Genomic DNA, 16,055 nt, shown 5'->3' with positions numbered 1-16,055 from the left:
AATGTCTACTGCAGTTCCGAACAACGGCTCCTCGCAGGTAGCCACCAAGCAGGCCGCCCCGGCAAACCGCGCAGCCCGCGGTGGCGAGAACCCGTTCACTGACATCGCCTCCGGCCGCAAGACCACCAACTCGATCATGGGCGGCCTGATGTGGCTGTGCATGATCCTCGCCCTGATCCCGCTGCTGTGGCTGCTCATCACCGTGGTGACCCGCGGCATGGGCGCCGTGCTGGACCCCGCCTGGTGGACCCAGGACATGGTCGGCGTGCGCTCCTCCAAGCCGGGCGGCGGCGCCCTCCACGCCATCGCCGGCACCCTGATGCAGACGCTGATCGCGTCCCTGTTTTCCATCCCGATCGGTATTTTCACCGCTATCTACCTGGTGGAGTACTCCAACGGCAACAAGCTGGGCAAGCTGACCACCTTCATGGTGGACATCCTCTCCGGCGTGCCGTCCATCGTCGCCGCGCTGTTCGTCTACGCCCTGTGGATCACCATCCTGGGCCAGCAGCGCTCCGGTTTCGCGGTCTCCCTGTCGCTCATCCTGCTGATGATTCCGGTCGTTGTCCGCAACACCGAGGAGATGCTGCGCGTCGTGCCTATGGATCTTCGTGAAGCCTCGTACGCACTGGGCGTTCCAAAGTGGAAGACTATCGTGCGCATCGTGCTGCCGACCGCGCTGTCCGGCATCGTCACCGGCGTCATGCTCGCCATCGCCCGCGTGATGGGTGAGTCCGCTCCGGTGCTGATCCTCGTCGGCTCCACGCCGACGACCAACTGGTTCAACATGTTCGACAAGCCGCAGTCCTCGCTGCCGCTGTTCATGCTGGACATGTGGAAGTCCGGTGCCACCGGCCCGGCAAACGACCGACTCTGGGGCGCGGCGCTGACGCTCGTGATCCTCGTTGTCACACTCAACCTGCTCGCACGCTTTGTGGCGAAGCGCTACTCGGTCAAGAAGTAACCCACCCGCGTTCCCACCCATCCAGGAGAAACCCAGATGTCTACCAAGCTTGAACTCAACGACGTCAACATCTACTACGGCGACTTCCACGCCGTGCAGAACGTCAATATGCAGATCCCGGCCAAGTCCGTGACCGCCTTCATCGGCCCGTCCGGTTGCGGCAAGTCCACCGTGCTGCGCACCCTGAACCGCATGCACGAGGTCATCCCCGGCGCGTCCGTGAAGGGTGAGATCCTCCTCGACGGCCACGACATTTACGGCAAGGACGTCGACCCGGTGGCCGTGCGCAACACCATCGGCATGGTGTTCCAGAAGGCGAACCCGTTCCCGACCATGTCCATCGAGGACAACGTCGTTGCCGGCCTGCGCCTGTCCGGCGAGAAGGACAAGAAGAAGCTCAAGGAGGTTGCTGAGCAGTCCCTGCGCGGCGCCAACCTGTGGGACGAGGTCAAGGACCGTCTGGACAAGCCGGGCGGCGGCCTCTCCGGTGGTCAGCAGCAGCGCCTGTGCATCGCCCGCGCGATCGCGGTGCGCCCCGAGGTGCTCCTCATGGACGAGCCCTGCTCCGCCTTGGACCCGATTTCCACCCTGGCCGTGGAGGACCTCATCCACGAGCTGAAGAACGACTTCACCATCGTCATCGTGACCCACAACATGCAGCAGGCAGCCCGTGTGTCCGACAAGACCGCGTTCTTCTCCCTGGAGGCCACCGGCAAGCCGGGCAACTTGGTGGAGTTCAACGACACCACTACCATCTTCGAAAACCCGGAGCAGAAAGAGACCGAGGACTACATCTCCGGTCGCTTCGGCTAAGCCCTTCCGCTTCTTGACGCCCCTTCGGTCCCCACCGCAAGGGGCGTCGCCGGTTTTTACATCATCCGCGCCAAAGGGTCTATTTACGCATCCGGAACTTGCGCTCGATGGTGGCGAACTTCTGCTCGGGGTCGTAGTCCACCTCGTCGCGCTGGCGCAGGTACGCCTCAGGCTTGAGGCCCGTGATGAGGAAGACCATGCGGCTGGCTACGCTCACGCAACGGTCCGCGTAGCGCTCGTAGTACCGCGCCAGCATTGCCAGGTCCACGGCCTCACGGGTGGTGTACTCCCACTGCCGGTCTGAGACCAGGCTGCACAAGAAGGACTTCATGTCGTCCACGCCCTCGTCGATAGTATGCAGCTCCACGGCGGCGTCCGCGTCCGGTTCGACGAGGAGCTTGCGGGTGGACGCGCCCATCTCGTGCACCAGGCGGGCAAGCTCTTCGACGTAGCCGTGCAGCGCCTCCGGGTACACGGGGGAGGGGTGACGCTGCCGCGCAAGCAGCGCGATGTTGCGGGCAAGCGAGCCCATGCGCTCGAAGTTTTCCACGATGTAGATGGCGGACACCACTTGGCGCAAGTCGGTGGCCACCGGGTTTTGCAGGGCCAGCAGGCGCATGCTGCGGTCCTCGCAGCGCTGGCTGATGTCTTTTAAAGAATCCGCTTCGGTCAGCGCAGCCTCCGCGTCTTCCAGGGACTGCTCCAGCAACGCGGCGGTAGCGTGGCCCATGATGTCGCGCACGGTGTCGCACATTTCGAGGACGTCCTGGTTGAAGGCCTCAAGATGTTCCCTGTACACGGTGCGCAGCATGCGTTTCATGCTACGCGGAGACGCGTAGTTACCCGCCGTTATTTTCAATTTCGGCGCCCTCCGGCACAGTGTCGTCCTCCGGGTCTTCCAGCCACCCCTCGGGCAGCGCGATCTTGCCCGCGGAGCCTTGGCGCCCGCGGGCGTCGTCGGCGTGCTCGGCAAGATCGGTGGAATCCGCAATTGGGGCCAGCCGCTCCCGCAGCTGCGCCAAGGAGCTCACCTGGGCGAGGGATTTTCTGAATTCCCCGCCGACTGGGAAACCGCGGAGGTACCAGCCGGTGTGCTTGCGGATGTCACGGCACGCGTGGTCCTCGCCGTCGTGTTGGGCTAGCAGCTCCGTGTGCCGGTAGATGATGCCCGCCACCTGGCCCAGCGTGGGCTCCGGCGGAATCTGCTCGCCACGCAGCTGGGCACCCAGCTGTGCGAATAGCCAAGGCCGGCCCAGGCACCCGCGGCCGACCTCGACGCCGTGGCAGCCGGTCTGCTCCATCATCTTGGCCGCGTCGTCCGCGGCGAAGATGTCGCCGTTGCCGATGACGGGCACGCCGGTGCCGTCCATGTGTTCCACCAGGCGCGCGATCTCGTCCCAGTGGGCCGCGCCGGAGTACCGCTCCGCACCCGTGCGGGCGTGTAGCGCTACCGCCGCGGCGCCGGCTTCGGACGCGATGCGTCCAGCGTCGAGGTGTGTGTGGTGCTCGTCGTCGATGCCGATGCGGAACTTCACCGTGATGGGGATCCCGGAGCCTTCTGCCGCTCGCACCGCAGCATCGACGATGTTGCCGTAGAGGCGCCGCTTGTAGGGGATCGCGCAGCCGCCGCCCTTGCGCGTGACCTTGGGTACGGGGCACCCGAAGTTCATGTCCACGTGGTCGGCGATGTTCTCCTCCACGATCATGCGCACAGCCTCGTAGGTGAACTTGGGGTCCACGGTGTAGAGCTGCATGGACCGCGGAGTCTCCACGTCGGCGAACGCTGTCATATGCAGGGTCTTCTGGTTGCGCGCCACCATGGCCCGTGCGGTGATCATCTCGCAGACGTAGAGGCCGGACGAGGTGCCGGTGAGCTCCTCCTCGATCTCCCGGCAGAGCACGCGAAACGGCATGTTCGTCACCCCCGCCATCGGCGCGAGGATGACGGGGGAGTTCAGGTCGATGCCGCCGATGGTCAGGGCGGGGGCAACTGCAGTCATAGTGCCGCTCATTCTTCCCGCGGGGCGGCCCTTCCGTCCAATCGGGGTGGCTACGCCCGTTCGGGGGTACGGGGGCGTCGATAAGCAGTTGCTTTGCGACGAGCTCCGCGCCCGTCATGGCAGTAGGGCGTAGGTCACAATAATGTGGTGACTGTTACATACCCGTACGAAATGATTTGAGGGAGCATCATGAGCGATCGCATCGCAAGCGCCAAGCTGCGCGACAAGGTCATGACCGCCGACGAGGCTGTCCAGTTTGTCAACCACGGAGACAAGGTCGGCACTTCCGGTTTCACCGGCGCTGGCTACCCGAAGGCTATGCCCGCCGCGATTGCGGAAAAGGCGAAGGCGGCACATGAGAAGGGCCAGGACTTTTCCATCGACATGTACACCGGCGCCTCCACCGCCCCTGAGTGCGACGGGGTGTTGGCGGAGGCCGGCGCGCTGCGCTACCGCATGCCGTACCAGTCCGATCCGACCATGCGTAACAAGATCAACGCCGGCGAGCTGAAGTTCCAGGACATCCACCTGTCCCACTCCGGCATGATGGTGGAGGAGGGCTTCTTCGGCGAGGTTGACCTGGCCATCGTGGAAGCGGTGCGCATCACCGAGGAAGGCAACATCGTCCCGTCCTCCTCCGTGGGCAACTCCGTTGAGTTCCTCAACGCCGCGAAGAAGATCATCATCGAGGTCAACTCCTGGCAGTCTGAAGAGCTTGAGGGCATGCACGACATCTGGACCGTGCCGCCGCTCCCGAACCGTGTGCCCATCCCCATCACCAAGTGCGGCGACCGCATCGGCACGACCTACATTGAGATCGACCCGGAGAAGGTTGTCGCCGTCATTGAGACGAACGACCCGGACCGCAACGCCCCCTTCAAGGCGCCAGACGAGATCTCGGAGCAGATCGCCGGCAACTTCCTGGACTTCCTCGAAAACGAGGTCAAGGCGGGTCGCCTCACCTACGACGGCTACGTGATGCAGTCCGGCGTGGGCAACGTCCCCAACGCGGTGATGGCGGGCCTGATGGACTCTAAGTTCGAGAACATCCAGGCGTACACCGAGGTGATCCAGGACGGCATGGTCGACCTCATCGACGCGGGCAAGATGACCGTCGCCTCCGCCACGTCCTTCTCTCTGTCGCCGGAGTACGCGGAGAAGATGAACGCCGAGGCGTCGCGCTACCGCGAGTCCATCATCCTGCGCCCGCAGTCCATCTCCAACCACCCTGAGGTGATCCGCCGCACGGGCCTGATTGCTTCCAACGGCATGATCGAGGCGGACATCTACGGCAACGCGAACTCCACCCACATCAACGGCTCCCGTCTGATGAACGCGCTCGGCGGCTCTGGCGACTTCACCCGTAACGCCTACATTTCGTCGTTCATCTCCCCATCGGTGGCCAAGGACGGTGCCATCTCCGCCATCGTCCCGTTCGCCTCGCACATCGACCACAACGAGCACGACGCCATGGTCTTTATCACCGAGTACGGTGTGGCCGACCTCCGCGGGCTTGCGCCGCGCGACCGTCCGGCGAAGATGATCTCCATTGCGCACCCGTCGTACCGACCGCTGTTGGAGGAGTACGTCGAGCTGGCTTCCAAGTGCAAGTACCAGGCAACGCCGCACGACCTGCGCCACGCCTTTGACTTCCACCTGCGCATGGAGGAAACCGGCACGATGATGAAGGAGGGCTAAACCCCACCCGATTACCGGACCGGTGGTCCCGGGGGCTACGATAAGTCCTCGCGGGCCTTTAGCTCAGTTGGTAGAGCTACGGACTTTTAATCCGCAGGTCCCGGGTTCGAGCCCCGGAGGGCCCACCTTCAACCCCCGCCACACTCGTGGCGGGGGTTTGTTTCGTGCGTCACACTCGAGGCCGCCAGTCGCCGAGATTATGGTGCTATCAAAGCACATCGTGCCTATCGTTGGTGTCCCCTACACCGTCGAGGAAAGGCGAACCATGGAAACTACCGTCGGCCACTACCTGGCCACCCGCTTGGAGCAGATCGGCCTGGAGCACTACTTCCAGGTCCCGGGCGACTACAACCTGCAGCTCCTGGACGAGCTGCTAAAAAACGAGAATCTGCAGATGATGAGCTGCACCAACGAGCTCAACGCCGCCTACGCGGCCGAGGGCTACGCCCGCGCGAACGGCGCATCCGCATGCGTGATCACCTTCAACGTCGGCGCGTTCTCAGCGCTCAACGGTGTGGCCGGCGCGTACGCGGAGCGCTTGCCCATGATCTTCATCTCCGCAGGCTACAACACCAACGACGAGGCCTCGGGGCGTTTCCTGCACCACACCATCGGCACCACGGACTACTCCTACCAGGAGGAAATGTTCCGCCCGGTGACCTGCAAGACGGTGCGTATCCTCACCGCAGAGGAGGCCCCGGCAAAGATCGACGACGCCATCGCCACCGCCCTGCGTGAGTCCAAGCCCTGCTACATCGAAATTGCGTCTAATCTGGCGGACGCCGAATGCCCTGCGCCCCAGCCGGCACGGTTCGAGCGGGCATGGGAGGTCGGTTACGATCGCGAGGCAGTGGAAAAGGCAGCCACGGAGATTGCGGCCCAGCTCAACGCCGCGGAGAAGCCGCTCCTGCTGGCTGGACCGCACCTGCGACCGTACGGTGCCGTCGAGGCGTTTCGGCGGGTGGCGGAGGCAATCGGATGCGCCGTGGCTGTGCAGCCGAACGCGAAGAGCTTCTTCCCCGAAGACCACCCGCAGTACATCGGGCACTACTTGGGCACATCCTCCGCGCCGGGCGTTGAGGCCATGGTGGACCTCGCTGACTGCGTGCTCGCGGCGGGTCCGATGTTCACCGACTACTCCACGGTGGGGTGGACCACCACTGTGCCGTCGGATAGCGGCTACATCGCGGTCGCCGAAAACGGTGTGACCACACCCGAGGCCACGTACACCGGCCTGCCCATCGCGGCGGTGCTCGAGGCGCTCGCCGGCAAGGTGGAGCGAAACACTGCAACCGTCGACCAGTACAACCGCGACGACGTCACCGGCCAGCAGGCCGATTACACCCCTGCCGTTGACACGGCGCAGCTCACCCGCGCTGAGATGGTGCACCAGATCAACGAGTTGCTCGACGGCAACTCCACCCTGTTCGCCGAGACCGGTGACTCCTGGTTCAACGGCCTGCACATGCAGCTGCCCGCCGACGCCGGTTTTGAGATTGAGATGCAGTGGGGTGCCATCGGCTGGTCCGTGCCGTCCTCGCACGGCTACGCAGTGGCCAAGGGCCAGGACCACCACACCATCCTCATGGTCGGCGACGGCTCATTCCAGCTCACCGCGCAAGAGGTGTGCAACATGATCCGCTACGAGGACAACATCACCGTCATCGTGGTGAACAACACGGGCTACGTCATCGAGTCTGCTCTGCACGAGGGGCCGTACAACTACTACAAGAACTGGGACTACGCTGCCCTGATCGAGGCGTTCAACGCCGAGGACGGTGAAGGCATAGGGATCACCGCCACCACAGCGGGCGAGCTTCGCGACGCGCTCCGCGTCGCCCGCGCGAACACCCGCCGCCCGGTGCTGATCGAGGCCCAAATCCCCCACGACGACATGACCCAGGATCTAGTCAAGTGGGGCAAGCCGGTCTCCGCCGCAATCGGCCGCCCGCCCGCTCAGCAACAGTAGGCCGAGTGCGGACTATCCCCGCTTGACCTCGGCGGGGGTAGGAAGCAGCGCGAAAATCCACGCGGTGATGACAAACGGCCACGTGTATGTGGGCACGGGCAGACCCGACATCGCCCATTGGATACACAGGGTGAGCACCACGCCCGTTGCGGCGCCAGTAAGGCGCGCCGCCCAGCCGGCGCGCGGCCAAAGCACTGTCCCCACCGCGATGGCGGTCAACACTGCCGAGTAGTTGAACATGCCGGTGGAGACGGGTACCACGTCTAAGTGCGCCGCCCACGCGAGTGCCAAACCGAGCGCGCTGCCGAGCAACGCGAACCCGCCGACCTGCACGGACGCGACACACAGGGCGGCGAGGATGATTAGGCCAGGCACAATTCCGTCGGCCAGGACCACCTCGGAAAAACCGTCGAAAAGGCCGCTGGTGAGACCGGTCATCAGCTGTGAAGACGCGACCGGAGGGGTTGTTTCCCACAGATTTCCCAGCGGGCCGAAAAGGAGCCCCGCAACAATGCAAAAGGGGGCTGTGACGGCGGGAATACGGGGGACGCGGTCAAACACCTGCTGCAGCGGAATCACCGCGGCAGCGCCCGCTGCGGTGAGGGCAGCCGCAATGTGCAGCGGCGCGCCGGAGGCGGCGGCTGCAGCCCCGACGAGGGCGCCGTTGTATCCCATGAGGCCGCGGGATGCGCCGTCGACATGCAGTGCCGCGGCAAGGGCCAGCTGCACGGCGTTGCCAAGCATCGCGAGCGCTGCTAGCTGCCAGCTGCTCAGCGCCATCGCGCAGACGATCAGCAACCCGCTCAGCGCGTTCTGTGTGAGGAAGATTTGGGAGAACCCGCGGAAGTACGCACACACCCTGGGGAGAATCGGAGCCATGCTGGGGGAATATACGTGCCCCGGGGCTGAACTCGCGCGGCGGGAGACTAGATTGCCCTGTATGGAAATGGAAGCGCTGAGTTTTTCCGCCGTCGCGGTGGCATTTGGGCTCTCGCTGCTCGCGGGCCTAGCCACGGGCCTCGGCGGTTTACTCGTCGCCCTCAAGCGGAACCCGAGCGACAGATTTCTCGCTGCCTCCCTGGGTTTTTCCGCAGGCGTGATGGTCTATATTTCGCTGGTGGAGCTGCTACCGGAGGGCGTCGATGGGCTTGACGGCGAGGGGATGCGCGGACAGCTGTGGGGCACGGTTGCGTTCTTCGCCGGCATCGCGGTGATCGCGTTGATCGACCGGTTCGTGCCGGAAGACATCAACCCGCACGAGGACAATGCGGGTGGGGCAATGCGCAACGTCGGCGTGGTCACCGGGCTGGCAATTGCGGTGCACAACTTCCCGGAGGGCTTCGCCTCGTTCATATCCGCGCTCGAGAACCCGACGCTGGGGCTTCCTATTGCGATCGCCATCGCGATCCACAACATTCCCGAAGGCGTGGCCGTGGCGGTGCCGTTGCGCGAGGCAACCGACTCTAAATGGAAAGCGGCGGGCTGGGCCACACTCTCCGGCCTCGCAGAACCGCTGGGCGCCGTGATCGGTTTCTTGGTGCTGCGGCCGTTTCTGGGCCCTGAAACGCTGGGCCTCACCTACGCTGCTATCGCGGGAGTGATGGTGTTTGTCAGCATGGACAAGCTATTGCCCACGGCCATTAAGACGGGCAGGCACCACACCGCGATCTACGGGCTCATCGCGGGCATGGCGGTCATGGCCATCAGCCTGCTCATTTTGCCGGGGTAAACCCCACTGTAGTGCTCGTTTGGTTGCTGGGGTGGGGCTGTCGTATGATCGAGCAGCTGTCATTCAGCGCCCCCATCGTCTAGAGGCCTAGGACTCCGCCCTTTCACGGCGGCAACACGGGTTCGAATCCCGTTGGGGGTACGGCCCTGTGGCGCAGTTGGTTAGCGCGCCGCCCTGTCACGGCGGAGGTCGCGGGTTCAAGTCCCGTCAGGGTCGCCATCAGCTCGAGGTTTGCCTCGGGCTTTTTGCTTTGCGACGGCTACGCTATCCCCGCGACTACTCAAACCGACGCCCACGACGCGATCGTCGTCAACGGAGCAAACGAAAACAACCTCCAAAACGTCTCCTTGGAAATTCCGAAGCGCCGGCTCACCGCGTTCGCCGGGGTGTCTGGTTCCGGCAAGTCCTCCCTGGTCTTCGACACCATCGCCGCCGAGTCCCAACGTTTGATCAACGAGACGTACTCGAGTTTCGTGCAGGGTTTCATGCCCTCGATGGCGCGGCCCGACGTGGTGGGGCTTTCGGGCGTGACCGCCGCGATCGTGGTGGACCAATCCGCCCTGGGATCGAACGTGCGCTCCACCGTAGGCACAGCCACGGACGTCACCCCGATGCTGCGCGTGTTGTTTTGCTGCGCGTGTTGTTTTCCCGCATCGCCGAGCCGCCCGCGGGCGGGCCGGGCGCGTATTCCTTCAACGTGCCCAGCGTCTCCGGCGGGGGCGCGCTCACAGACGCGACGGGCAAGAAAACTGTGGTGAAAAACCGACGGTTGGCCTACACGCCGCGGACATCAACCGCCTCAATACACTGCTGATCGCCCTCCGGGACAAGGGCAACACCGTCCTGGTGGTGGAACATCGCCCGCAGACCATCGAAATCGTGGACCACGTGGTCGAGCTCGGCCCAGGCGCTGGCACCGAGGGTGGCGAGGTGGTGTTCGAGGGCACAGTGGAGCAACTTCGCAGCTCCGGCACGCGCACTGGCAAGAGCCTCGCACTCGGAGTCGAGCTCAAGGATGATCCCCGTGCGCCGTCCGGATGGCTGCAGCTCCGCGGCGCGAAGCTGTTTGACCGACTCGTGGATTCTGGCGCTAGCGTCATCGTCGTCGAGCACAACCTGACACTAGTGGCCCGCGCCGATTATGTCGTCGACCTTGGGCCGGGCGCAGGCTCCGCCGGCGGCAGGGTGGTTGCGGCGGGGACGGTGCGGCAGGTCGTCGATACGTACGAGCAAACCGGGTCCGAAACTGGACGATACCTTGCCTACGCTGCTGATTTGTCCGTGCACAACGGGTCTGTGTAATGTATCAACTCGTGCAAGCGACAGTGCGAACGCGCTGGAGCGGGCACGAAAACAATAGAATATGGCCCTGTGGCGCAGTTGGTTAGCGCGCCGCCCTGTCACGGCGGAGGTCGCGGGTTCAAGTCCCGTCAGGGTCGCTGAATTGCTTGTATGAGTAGTTCCGGCCAGATAGCTCAGTTGGTAGAGCACACGCCTGAAAAGTGTGGGGTCGCCAGTTCGATCCTGGCTCTGGCCACATACAGAAACCCCTTCCGCAGCATCGCGGAAGGGGTTTCGCATATAGTCGGCCGCATGTCTGAGCATCCCGAAATTAATGTGCGCAAGAACGAAGCCGACAGCCAGTACGAGATCGTTGTCGGAGGCGAGGTGGCAGGCTTCGCCACGTATACCGACCGTGACGGTGTCCGGGATCTCCCGCACACGGTGGTGGACCCGAGGTTTCGCGGACAGGGCTTGTCCAAGCCGCTCATCCAGGCCACTCTCGACGACGCCCGGGCGGACCGCCTGAAAGTGACGCCCACCTGCCCCGCAGTGGAACGTTACATCGAGCAAAACCCCCAATACCGGGACCTGCTCGCCTGAACGCTTTAGATGATGTAGCTGCCCGGATCCACGTAGTTGTCGGGGTCGACCAACTTCACGCACTCTTCCGACTTGCGGGGGCGGAACTTCGCCGGAATCCCCACGGCGATGGAGTTCTCCGGCACGTCTTTGGTCACCACCGCGTTCGCGCCGATAGCGGAGCCTGCGCCGATGGTCACCGGGCCGAGCACCTTCGCACCCGCGCCGATGGTGACGTTGTCGCCGATGGTGGGGTGGCGCTTGGTTTGCGTGAGCACCTGGCCGCCCAACGTCACGCCGTGGTAGAGCATGACGCCCTCGCCGATCTCGGCGGTCTCGCCGATGACGATGCCCATGCCGTGGTCGATGAAGAAGCGGCGGCCGATGGTCGCCCCGGGGTGGATCTCAATGCCGGTGAAGAACCGGTTCAGCTGCGCCAGGATCCGCGCCGGGCCCTTCCACTCGCGCTCCCACATGGCGTGGCAGATGCGGTGCACCCAGATGGCGTGCAGGCCCGAATACACAATGGCGTTCTCTACGTCGCCGCGCGCGGCTGGATCGTGGTCGCGCGCATTTGCCAAGTCCTCACGGACAGCGGAAATTACCTTTGCAGCCAGGGAAAGCATGGGGCGAAGTGTACCAAGCGGTTCATTTCGCGTGGAGATAAAGATTCCCCCACGCGTCCCGCGGTGTGCGGGGGCGTGGGGGAGCGAAGCTGACGTCGATAAGCAGCCTGTGTAATGCGGCTTAGTCGCGGATGTCTTCGTAGAGGACGGTGGAGACGTAGCGCTCGCCGAAGTCGCAGACAACGGTGACAATGGTCTTGCCCTCGTTCTCCGGGCGAGCGGCGACCTCGAGGGCCGCCTTGACATTGGCGCCGGTGGAGATGCCGCCGAGGATGGCGTCCTTGACTGCGAGCTCACGGGAGGTTGCGATCGCGTCCTCGTTGGTCACGGTGATGATCTCGTCCACGATGTTGCGGTCGAGCGTGCCCGGCACGAAGTTCGCGCCCAGGCCCTGGATCTTGTGCGGGCCGGCCTCGCCCTTGGAAAGCAGGGGAGACGCTGCCGGCTCGACGGCGATAGCCTTGAAGTCCGGGTTCTGCTCCTTCAGGTACTTACCCGCGCCAGAGATGGTGCCGCCGGTGCCCACGCCGGCGACGAGGATGTCTACCTGGCCGTCGGTGTCGTTCCAGATCTCCGGGCCGGTGGTGGCGTAGTGGATCTTCGGGTTCGCCTCGTTTTCAAACTGGCGGGCCAAGATCGCGCCCTCGTTCTGCTCCACCAGCTCGTTAGCCTTTTCCACGGCGCCCTTCATGCCGGCCGCGCCCGGGGTGAGCACGATCTCCGCACCGTAGGCGCGAAGCAGCACGCGGCGCTCGTTGGACATGGTCTCCGGCATGGTGAGGATGACCTTGTAGCCCTTCGCCGCGCCAGCGAGCGCGAGCGCGATACCGGTGTTGCCGGAGGTCGCCTCGACGATGGTGCCGCCCGGCTTGAGCTCGCCGGAGGCCTCAGCGGCCTCGACGATGGCCTTGCCAATGCGGTCCTTCACGGAGTTGGCGGGGTTGTAGTACTCCAGTTTGGCTAGGACGCGGGCCTTCGCGCCGTGAGCCTCGGCGATATCCTTCAGCTCCACCAGCGGGGTGCCGCCGATAAGGTCCAAAACGTTGCTTGCAATCTTTGCCATGATGATCCCCTCCTGGGGTTTTCGCGGTGTAATGCTTGTCCGAATCAGAGCATACACCGGAAAGTAGACCGTACGGTTTGTTTCCTGCGAACCGTGCGGTTCATGCCCGTGTTGGGGGCGGATCTTGCGTGCCTCCGAATCGCACCGAACCCTCGCACGCGGGTGCCGCGCTGCGTGTCCAACCAGCGGGGCTAAGTTTGGCTACCCCCGTTCGCGCGATATGATCGCAGTGGTTTTTGAGTCCTATTCGGCTCTGTGTGCCCCCAACGGGTGCACCCGGAACGGTGGAAGGCGACACGTATGACGATGGATGCTCAGCGCATCAAGGACGACGATGACGCGATCCGTGCGGCACTGACCGCTCTGAAGACCGCAACCGGTATCCCGGTCGCGATGTACGGCACCCTCCTGCCCGATAACAGGATCCAGATCACGCAGTGGATCGGCCTTCGCACCCCGGCGCTACAAAATCTCTGCATCGCCGAGGGGGCCGGCGTGGGCGGGCGCGTTGTGTCCACTCGCCGCGCGGTCGGCATCGCAGACTACACCCGCGCGTCCGTCATCTCCCACGAATACGACCAGCAGATCCAGGACGAAGGGCTGCACTCCATCGTGGCAGTGCCCGTGATCGTGCACCGCGAAATTCGCGGCGTGCTCTATGTGGGCGTCCACTCGCCGGTGCGCTTGGGTGACAAGGTGATCGAAGAGGTGGCGATGACCGCGCGCACGCTCGAGCAGGAGCTGGCGGTCAACGCGGCGCTGCGGACTTCGGACGGGGCGGAGCGCGCGGGCGCGAAAGCAGGCCGGGCGATGAACGGCGCCGAGTGGGAGCAGGTGCGCGCCACCCATTCCAAGTTGCGGATGCTGACCAACCGCGTGGAGGACGAGGCCCTGCGCAAGGAGCTCGAGCAGCTGTGCGAGCAGCTCGTCTCCCCGGTAGCCGTGAAGCAGACGACGAAGCTGTCCGCTCGCGAGCTCGACGTGCTCGCCTGCGTGGCCCTCGGCCACACCAACGTGGAGGCGGCCGCCGAGATGGGCATCGGCGCCGAAACGGTCAAGTCTTACCTGCGTAGCGTCATGCGCAAGCTCGGCGCCCACACCCGCTACGAGGCGGTCAATGCCGCCCGCAGGATCGGGGCGCTGCCCTAAGCTTCCGCCTATCGACGTCCTTTCGGTTCTGTACTGTGGCGGACGTGAAAGAACGGTTTTTGGTTTCAGGCGGCGCCCGTCTCGCGGGCGAAGTTCGCGTCGACGGCGCCAAGAACAGCGTGCTCAAGCTGATGGCTGCGGCCCTTCTGGCCGAAGGCACCACCACGCTGCGCAACTGCCCCCAGATTCTGGACGTCCCGCTGATGCGCGATGTGCTCGTCGGCCTCGGGTGCGACGTGGATATCGAGGGTGACGTGGTGCGCATCCACACCCCGGCCCAGGTTTCCCCACACGCCGACTTTGACGCCGTGCGCCAATTCCGCGCTTCCGTGGCGGTGCTCGGCCCCCTGGTTGCGCGCTGCACCGAGGCGTACGTGGCGCTGCCCGGAGGCGACGCCATCGGCTCCCGCCCGCTGGACATGCACCAGTCGGGCCTTGAAAAGCTGGGCGCGACCACGCATATCGAGCACGGCGCCGTGGTGGCGCGGGCGGACAAGCTCACCGGGGCCTCCATCAAGCTGGACTTCCCGTCCGTGGGGGCGACCGAAAACATCATCACCGCGGCTGTGCTTGCAGAGGGCCAAACTGTGCTGGACAACGCCGCACGAGAGCCCGAGATCGTAGACCTTTGCACCATGCTCAACTCAATGGGCGCGCGGATCGAGGGCGCAGGCACCTCTTGCATCACCGTAGACGGTGTGGAAGCCCTGTCGCCCACCGAGCACACGGTGGTGGGGGACCGCATTGTGGCTGGCACCTGGGCGTACGCGGCCGCCATGACCCAGGGCGACATTACGGTTACCGGCGCTGCCCCCGGCCATCTGCACCTCGCGTTGTCCAAGCTCAAGCTCGCTGGAGCAGACGTGGAGACCTACGACAACGGATTTCGCGTGCGCATGGACGGGCGTCCCCGCGCAGTTGACTACCAGACGCTGCCGTACCCCGGCTTCCCCACAGATCTGCAGCCGATGGCGATCGCGCTTTCCGCGATTGCCGACGGCGTCTCCGTGATCACTGAGAACGTCTTCGAGGCACGTTTCAGGTTTGTCGACGAGATGATGCGCCTGGGCGCAGACGCCAACGTGGATGGCCATCATGTGATGCTGCGCGGGGTCGACACGTTGTCGTCCACGGACGTGTGGGCCTCCGACATCAGGGCAGGGGCAGGGCTCGTGCTCGCCGGCCTGGTCGCTGATGGCGTGACCACCGTGCACGAGGTGCACCACATCGACCGCGGATACCCCGCGTTTGTAGAGCAACTCAATGCGCTTGGGGCTCATGTCGAGCGCGCTTAAAACCGTTGTTTAGCTGCGGGTTTGTGTTGTGTGTGGGGTGTGTGTAACTTATATTAAGTCAGCGAGACCGACAACGCCCCGCTGGAGAGCGAGATGATGTTCTCTGGTTTGTGTGGCGGGCAGGAAAACAATCGCTGGTGGATTCCAAAGTCGCTTTGATGCTGGCTCACTGTGTGTGGGTTGGTGTTGGGTGTGCTGGTGTTGTTTGAGAACTCGATAGTGTGCCAATGTACTTTTGTTGCGTGGGTGTGTTTGCCTGCCTTGTTGTGCACTGTGTTGGTGTGTGCCTGTGTTTGGGTGTGTGCCGGTGGTGGCGTGGTTGAATTCCAATAACTAATCGCGTCATCTTTTTGGTTCAGTGTGCGTGGGGTGTGGTTGAACATGTTTCACGTATGTGTTTTTTGATCGGCCCTGTTTTGCCCCGTCGGGTTGGGGTCGGTTGTGTTTGAACCTTTGTAATTTTTGGATTTTTGCCAGTCCGGCACTGCGTTGTGTGGTGTTGGTTGGTGTGTTTTTGGTTGGGTTTTGGGCTTTTCACGGCCTGTTTCTTGCTGAAACGTTTTTGTGGAGAGTTTGATCCTGGCTCAGGATGAACGCTGGCGGCGTGCTTAACACATGCAAGTCGAACGGAAAGGCCTCTGCTTGCAGAGGTGCTCGAGTGGCGAACGGGTGAGTAACACGTGGGTGATCTGCCCTGCACTTCGGGATAAGCCTGGGAAACTGGGTCTAATACCGGATAGGACGATGGTTTGGATGCCATTGTGGAAAGTTTTTTCGGTGTGGGATGAGCTCGCGGCCTATCAGCTTGTTGGTGGGGTAATGGCCTACCAAGGCGTCGACGGGTAGCCGGCCTGAGAGGGTGTACGGCCACATTGGGACTGAGATA

The 16,055-nt window shown here is 63.9% G+C and carries 15 protein-coding genes, 5 tRNA genes, 1 rRNA gene and 1 pseudogene; 16 read left to right on the top strand and 6 right to left on the bottom strand.

The annotated features are described in order from the left end of the window. Window position 1: 1 nt before the first annotated feature. Window positions 2-964 carry a phosphate ABC transporter permease PstA gene (gene pstA, locus HMA55_RS09285; RefSeq protein WP_181192768.1) on the top strand — a complete coding sequence of 321 codons (963 nt, stop codon included), beginning with the start codon at window positions 2-4 and terminating at the stop codon, window positions 962-964. Window positions 965-1,000: 36 nt separating this feature from the next. Beyond that, a complete protein-coding gene (pstB, locus tag HMA55_RS09280) occupies window positions 1,001-1,777 on the top strand; it encodes a phosphate ABC transporter ATP-binding protein PstB (protein WP_181192767.1) in 777 nt (258 codons plus the stop codon). 79 nt (window positions 1,778-1,856) lie between these two features. Here pstB and HMA55_RS09275 read toward each other — a convergent pair whose 3' ends face one another. Together HMA55_RS09275 and dusB are read right to left on the bottom strand one after the other, a co-directional pair. Beyond that, entirely contained in the window at window positions 1,857-2,588 is a 732-nt protein-coding gene (locus HMA55_RS09275; RefSeq protein ID WP_308239993.1) for a phosphate signaling complex PhoU family protein, read from the bottom strand. A 28-nt stretch (window positions 2,589-2,616) separates the two neighbouring features. Continuing rightward, window positions 2,617-3,777, bottom strand: a complete 1,161-nt coding sequence (gene dusB / locus HMA55_RS09270; RefSeq protein ID WP_235961916.1) for a tRNA dihydrouridine synthase DusB — start codon at window positions 3,775-3,777, stop codon at window positions 2,617-2,619. 189 nt (window positions 3,778-3,966) lie between these two features. On the opposite strand from dusB, the gene HMA55_RS09265 reads away from it, so the two are divergent. From HMA55_RS09265 to HMA55_RS09255, 3 genes are all read left to right on the top strand, one after another. Next, window positions 3,967-5,475 carry an acetyl-CoA hydrolase/transferase family protein gene (locus HMA55_RS09265; RefSeq protein WP_181192765.1) on the top strand — a complete coding sequence of 503 codons (1,509 nt, stop codon included), beginning with the start codon at window positions 3,967-3,969 and terminating at the stop codon, window positions 5,473-5,475. A 52-nt stretch (window positions 5,476-5,527) separates the two neighbouring features. Continuing rightward, a tRNA-Lys gene (locus HMA55_RS09260) sits at window positions 5,528-5,600 on the top strand. A 140-nt stretch (window positions 5,601-5,740) separates the two neighbouring features. Next, complete coding sequence (locus tag HMA55_RS09255; RefSeq protein WP_181192764.1) at window positions 5,741-7,444, top strand: alpha-keto acid decarboxylase family protein; 1,704 nt, start codon at window positions 5,741-5,743, stop codon at window positions 7,442-7,444. Window positions 7,445-7,456: 12 nt separating this feature from the next. Here HMA55_RS09255 and HMA55_RS09250 read toward each other — a convergent pair whose 3' ends face one another. Next, window positions 7,457-8,323 (bottom strand): urea transporter, encoded by an 867-nt coding sequence (locus HMA55_RS09250; protein ID WP_181192763.1) that lies wholly within the window; start codon window positions 8,321-8,323, stop codon window positions 7,457-7,459. Window positions 8,324-8,384: 61 nt separating this feature from the next. Here HMA55_RS09250 and zupT point away from each other — a divergent pair, with 61 nt between their 5' ends. The 8 genes and pseudogenes from zupT (at window position 8,385) to HMA55_RS09210 (ending at window position 11,057) form a co-directional block, all read left to right on the top strand. Continuing rightward, window positions 8,385-9,173, top strand: coding sequence for a zinc transporter ZupT (gene zupT, locus HMA55_RS09245; RefSeq protein WP_374680611.1), 789 nt, complete (start codon window positions 8,385-8,387; stop codon window positions 9,171-9,173). A gap of 68 nt (window positions 9,174-9,241) precedes the next feature. Beyond that, window positions 9,242-9,314 (top strand) — tRNA-Glu (locus tag HMA55_RS09240). A 1-nt stretch (window position 9,315) separates the two neighbouring features. Next, window positions 9,316-9,392: transfer RNA gene (locus tag HMA55_RS09235), tRNA-Asp, on the top strand. Window positions 9,393-9,418: 26 nt separating this feature from the next. Next, a pseudogene (locus HMA55_RS11590) lies at window positions 9,419-9,954 on the top strand (ATP-binding cassette domain-containing protein); the annotation flags it as partial. 68 nt (window positions 9,955-10,022) lie between these two features. Beyond that, window positions 10,023-10,475, top strand: a complete 453-nt coding sequence (locus HMA55_RS11585) for an excinuclease ABC subunit UvrA (RefSeq protein WP_181192761.1) — start codon at window positions 10,023-10,025, stop codon at window positions 10,473-10,475. 63 nt (window positions 10,476-10,538) lie between these two features. After that, window positions 10,539-10,612: transfer RNA gene (locus tag HMA55_RS09220), tRNA-Asp, on the top strand. Between the two features lie 25 nt (window positions 10,613-10,637). Further along, window positions 10,638-10,710, top strand: a tRNA-Phe gene (locus tag HMA55_RS09215). Window positions 10,711-10,766: 56 nt separating this feature from the next. Further along, window positions 10,767-11,057, top strand: a complete 291-nt coding sequence (locus HMA55_RS09210; protein WP_181192760.1) for a GNAT family N-acetyltransferase — start codon at window positions 10,767-10,769, stop codon at window positions 11,055-11,057. Between the two features lie 5 nt (window positions 11,058-11,062). On the opposite strand, the gene epsC is transcribed toward HMA55_RS09210, so the two are convergent. Then, window positions 11,063-11,662: a serine O-acetyltransferase EpsC gene (gene epsC / locus HMA55_RS09205; RefSeq protein ID WP_181192759.1), complete on the bottom strand. Its 600-nt coding sequence runs from the start codon at window positions 11,660-11,662 to the stop codon at window positions 11,063-11,065. Window positions 11,663-11,783: 121 nt separating this feature from the next. Continuing rightward, complete coding sequence (gene cysK, locus HMA55_RS09200; RefSeq protein WP_181192758.1) at window positions 11,784-12,725, bottom strand: cysteine synthase A; 942 nt, start codon at window positions 12,723-12,725, stop codon at window positions 11,784-11,786. Between the two features lie 306 nt (window positions 12,726-13,031). Here cysK and ramA point away from each other — a divergent pair, with 306 nt between their 5' ends. Together ramA and murA are read left to right on the top strand one after the other, a co-directional pair. After that, complete coding sequence (gene ramA / locus HMA55_RS09195) at window positions 13,032-13,874, top strand: acetate metabolism transcriptional regulator RamA (protein WP_181192874.1); 843 nt, start codon at window positions 13,032-13,034, stop codon at window positions 13,872-13,874. Window positions 13,875-13,918: 44 nt separating this feature from the next. Beyond that, window positions 13,919-15,169: a UDP-N-acetylglucosamine 1-carboxyvinyltransferase gene (murA, locus tag HMA55_RS09190; protein WP_181192757.1), complete on the top strand. Its 1,251-nt coding sequence runs from the start codon at window positions 13,919-13,921 to the stop codon at window positions 15,167-15,169. A gap of 53 nt (window positions 15,170-15,222) precedes the next feature. Here murA and HMA55_RS09185 read toward each other — a convergent pair whose 3' ends face one another. Beyond that, window positions 15,223-15,552 carry a hypothetical protein gene (locus HMA55_RS09185; RefSeq protein ID WP_181192756.1) on the bottom strand — a complete coding sequence of 110 codons (330 nt, stop codon included), beginning with the start codon at window positions 15,550-15,552 and terminating at the stop codon, window positions 15,223-15,225. 178 nt (window positions 15,553-15,730) lie between these two features. On the opposite strand from HMA55_RS09185, the gene HMA55_RS09180 reads away from it, so the two are divergent. Further along, window positions 15,731-16,055 (top strand): 16S ribosomal RNA (locus HMA55_RS09180); the annotation flags it as partial.

The sequence above is a fragment of the Corynebacterium wankanglinii genome, assembly GCF_013601005.1.
GTDB classification, from domain to species: domain Bacteria; phylum Actinomycetota; class Actinomycetes; order Mycobacteriales; family Mycobacteriaceae; genus Corynebacterium; species Corynebacterium wankanglinii.
The sequence above is the reverse complement of the archived record's forward strand: the minus strand, read 5'-3'. Positions and strand labels throughout refer to the sequence as shown.

What these genes read in the sequence shown, in the direction of transcription:
- pstB (WP_181192767.1), top strand. Translation starts at nt 1,001, where the DNA reads ATGTCTACCAAGCTTGAACTCAACGACGTCAACATCTACTACGGCGAC.
- ramA (WP_181192874.1), top strand. Translation starts at nt 13,032, where the DNA reads ATGGATGCTCAGCGCATCAAGGACGACGATGACGCGATCCGTGCGGCA.
- HMA55_RS09250 (WP_181192763.1), bottom strand. Translation starts at nt 8,323, where the DNA reads ATGGCTCCGATTCTCCCCAGGGTGTGTGCGTACTTCCGCGGGTTCTCC.
- HMA55_RS09275 (WP_308239993.1), bottom strand. Translation starts at nt 2,588, where the DNA reads ATGCTGCGCACCGTGTACAGGGAACATCTTGAGGCCTTCAACCAGGAC.
- cysK (WP_181192758.1), bottom strand. Translation starts at nt 12,725, where the DNA reads ATGGCAAAGATTGCAAGCAACGTTTTGGACCTTATCGGCGGCACCCCG.
- zupT (WP_374680611.1), top strand. Translation starts at nt 8,385, where the DNA reads ATGGAAATGGAAGCGCTGAGTTTTTCCGCCGTCGCGGTGGCATTTGGG.
- HMA55_RS09185 (WP_181192756.1), bottom strand. Translation starts at nt 15,552, where the DNA reads ATGTTCAACCACACCCCACGCACACTGAACCAAAAAGATGACGCGATT.
- HMA55_RS09265 (WP_181192765.1), top strand. Translation starts at nt 3,967, where the DNA reads ATGAGCGATCGCATCGCAAGCGCCAAGCTGCGCGACAAGGTCATGACC.
- HMA55_RS09210 (WP_181192760.1), top strand. Translation starts at nt 10,767, where the DNA reads ATGTCTGAGCATCCCGAAATTAATGTGCGCAAGAACGAAGCCGACAGC.
- HMA55_RS09255 (WP_181192764.1), top strand. Translation starts at nt 5,741, where the DNA reads ATGGAAACTACCGTCGGCCACTACCTGGCCACCCGCTTGGAGCAGATC.
- dusB (WP_235961916.1), bottom strand. Translation starts at nt 3,777, where the DNA reads ATGACTGCAGTTGCCCCCGCCCTGACCATCGGCGGCATCGACCTGAAC.
- pstA (WP_181192768.1), top strand. Translation starts at nt 2, where the DNA reads ATGTCTACTGCAGTTCCGAACAACGGCTCCTCGCAGGTAGCCACCAAG.
- epsC (WP_181192759.1), bottom strand. Translation starts at nt 11,662, where the DNA reads ATGCTTTCCCTGGCTGCAAAGGTAATTTCCGCTGTCCGTGAGGACTTG.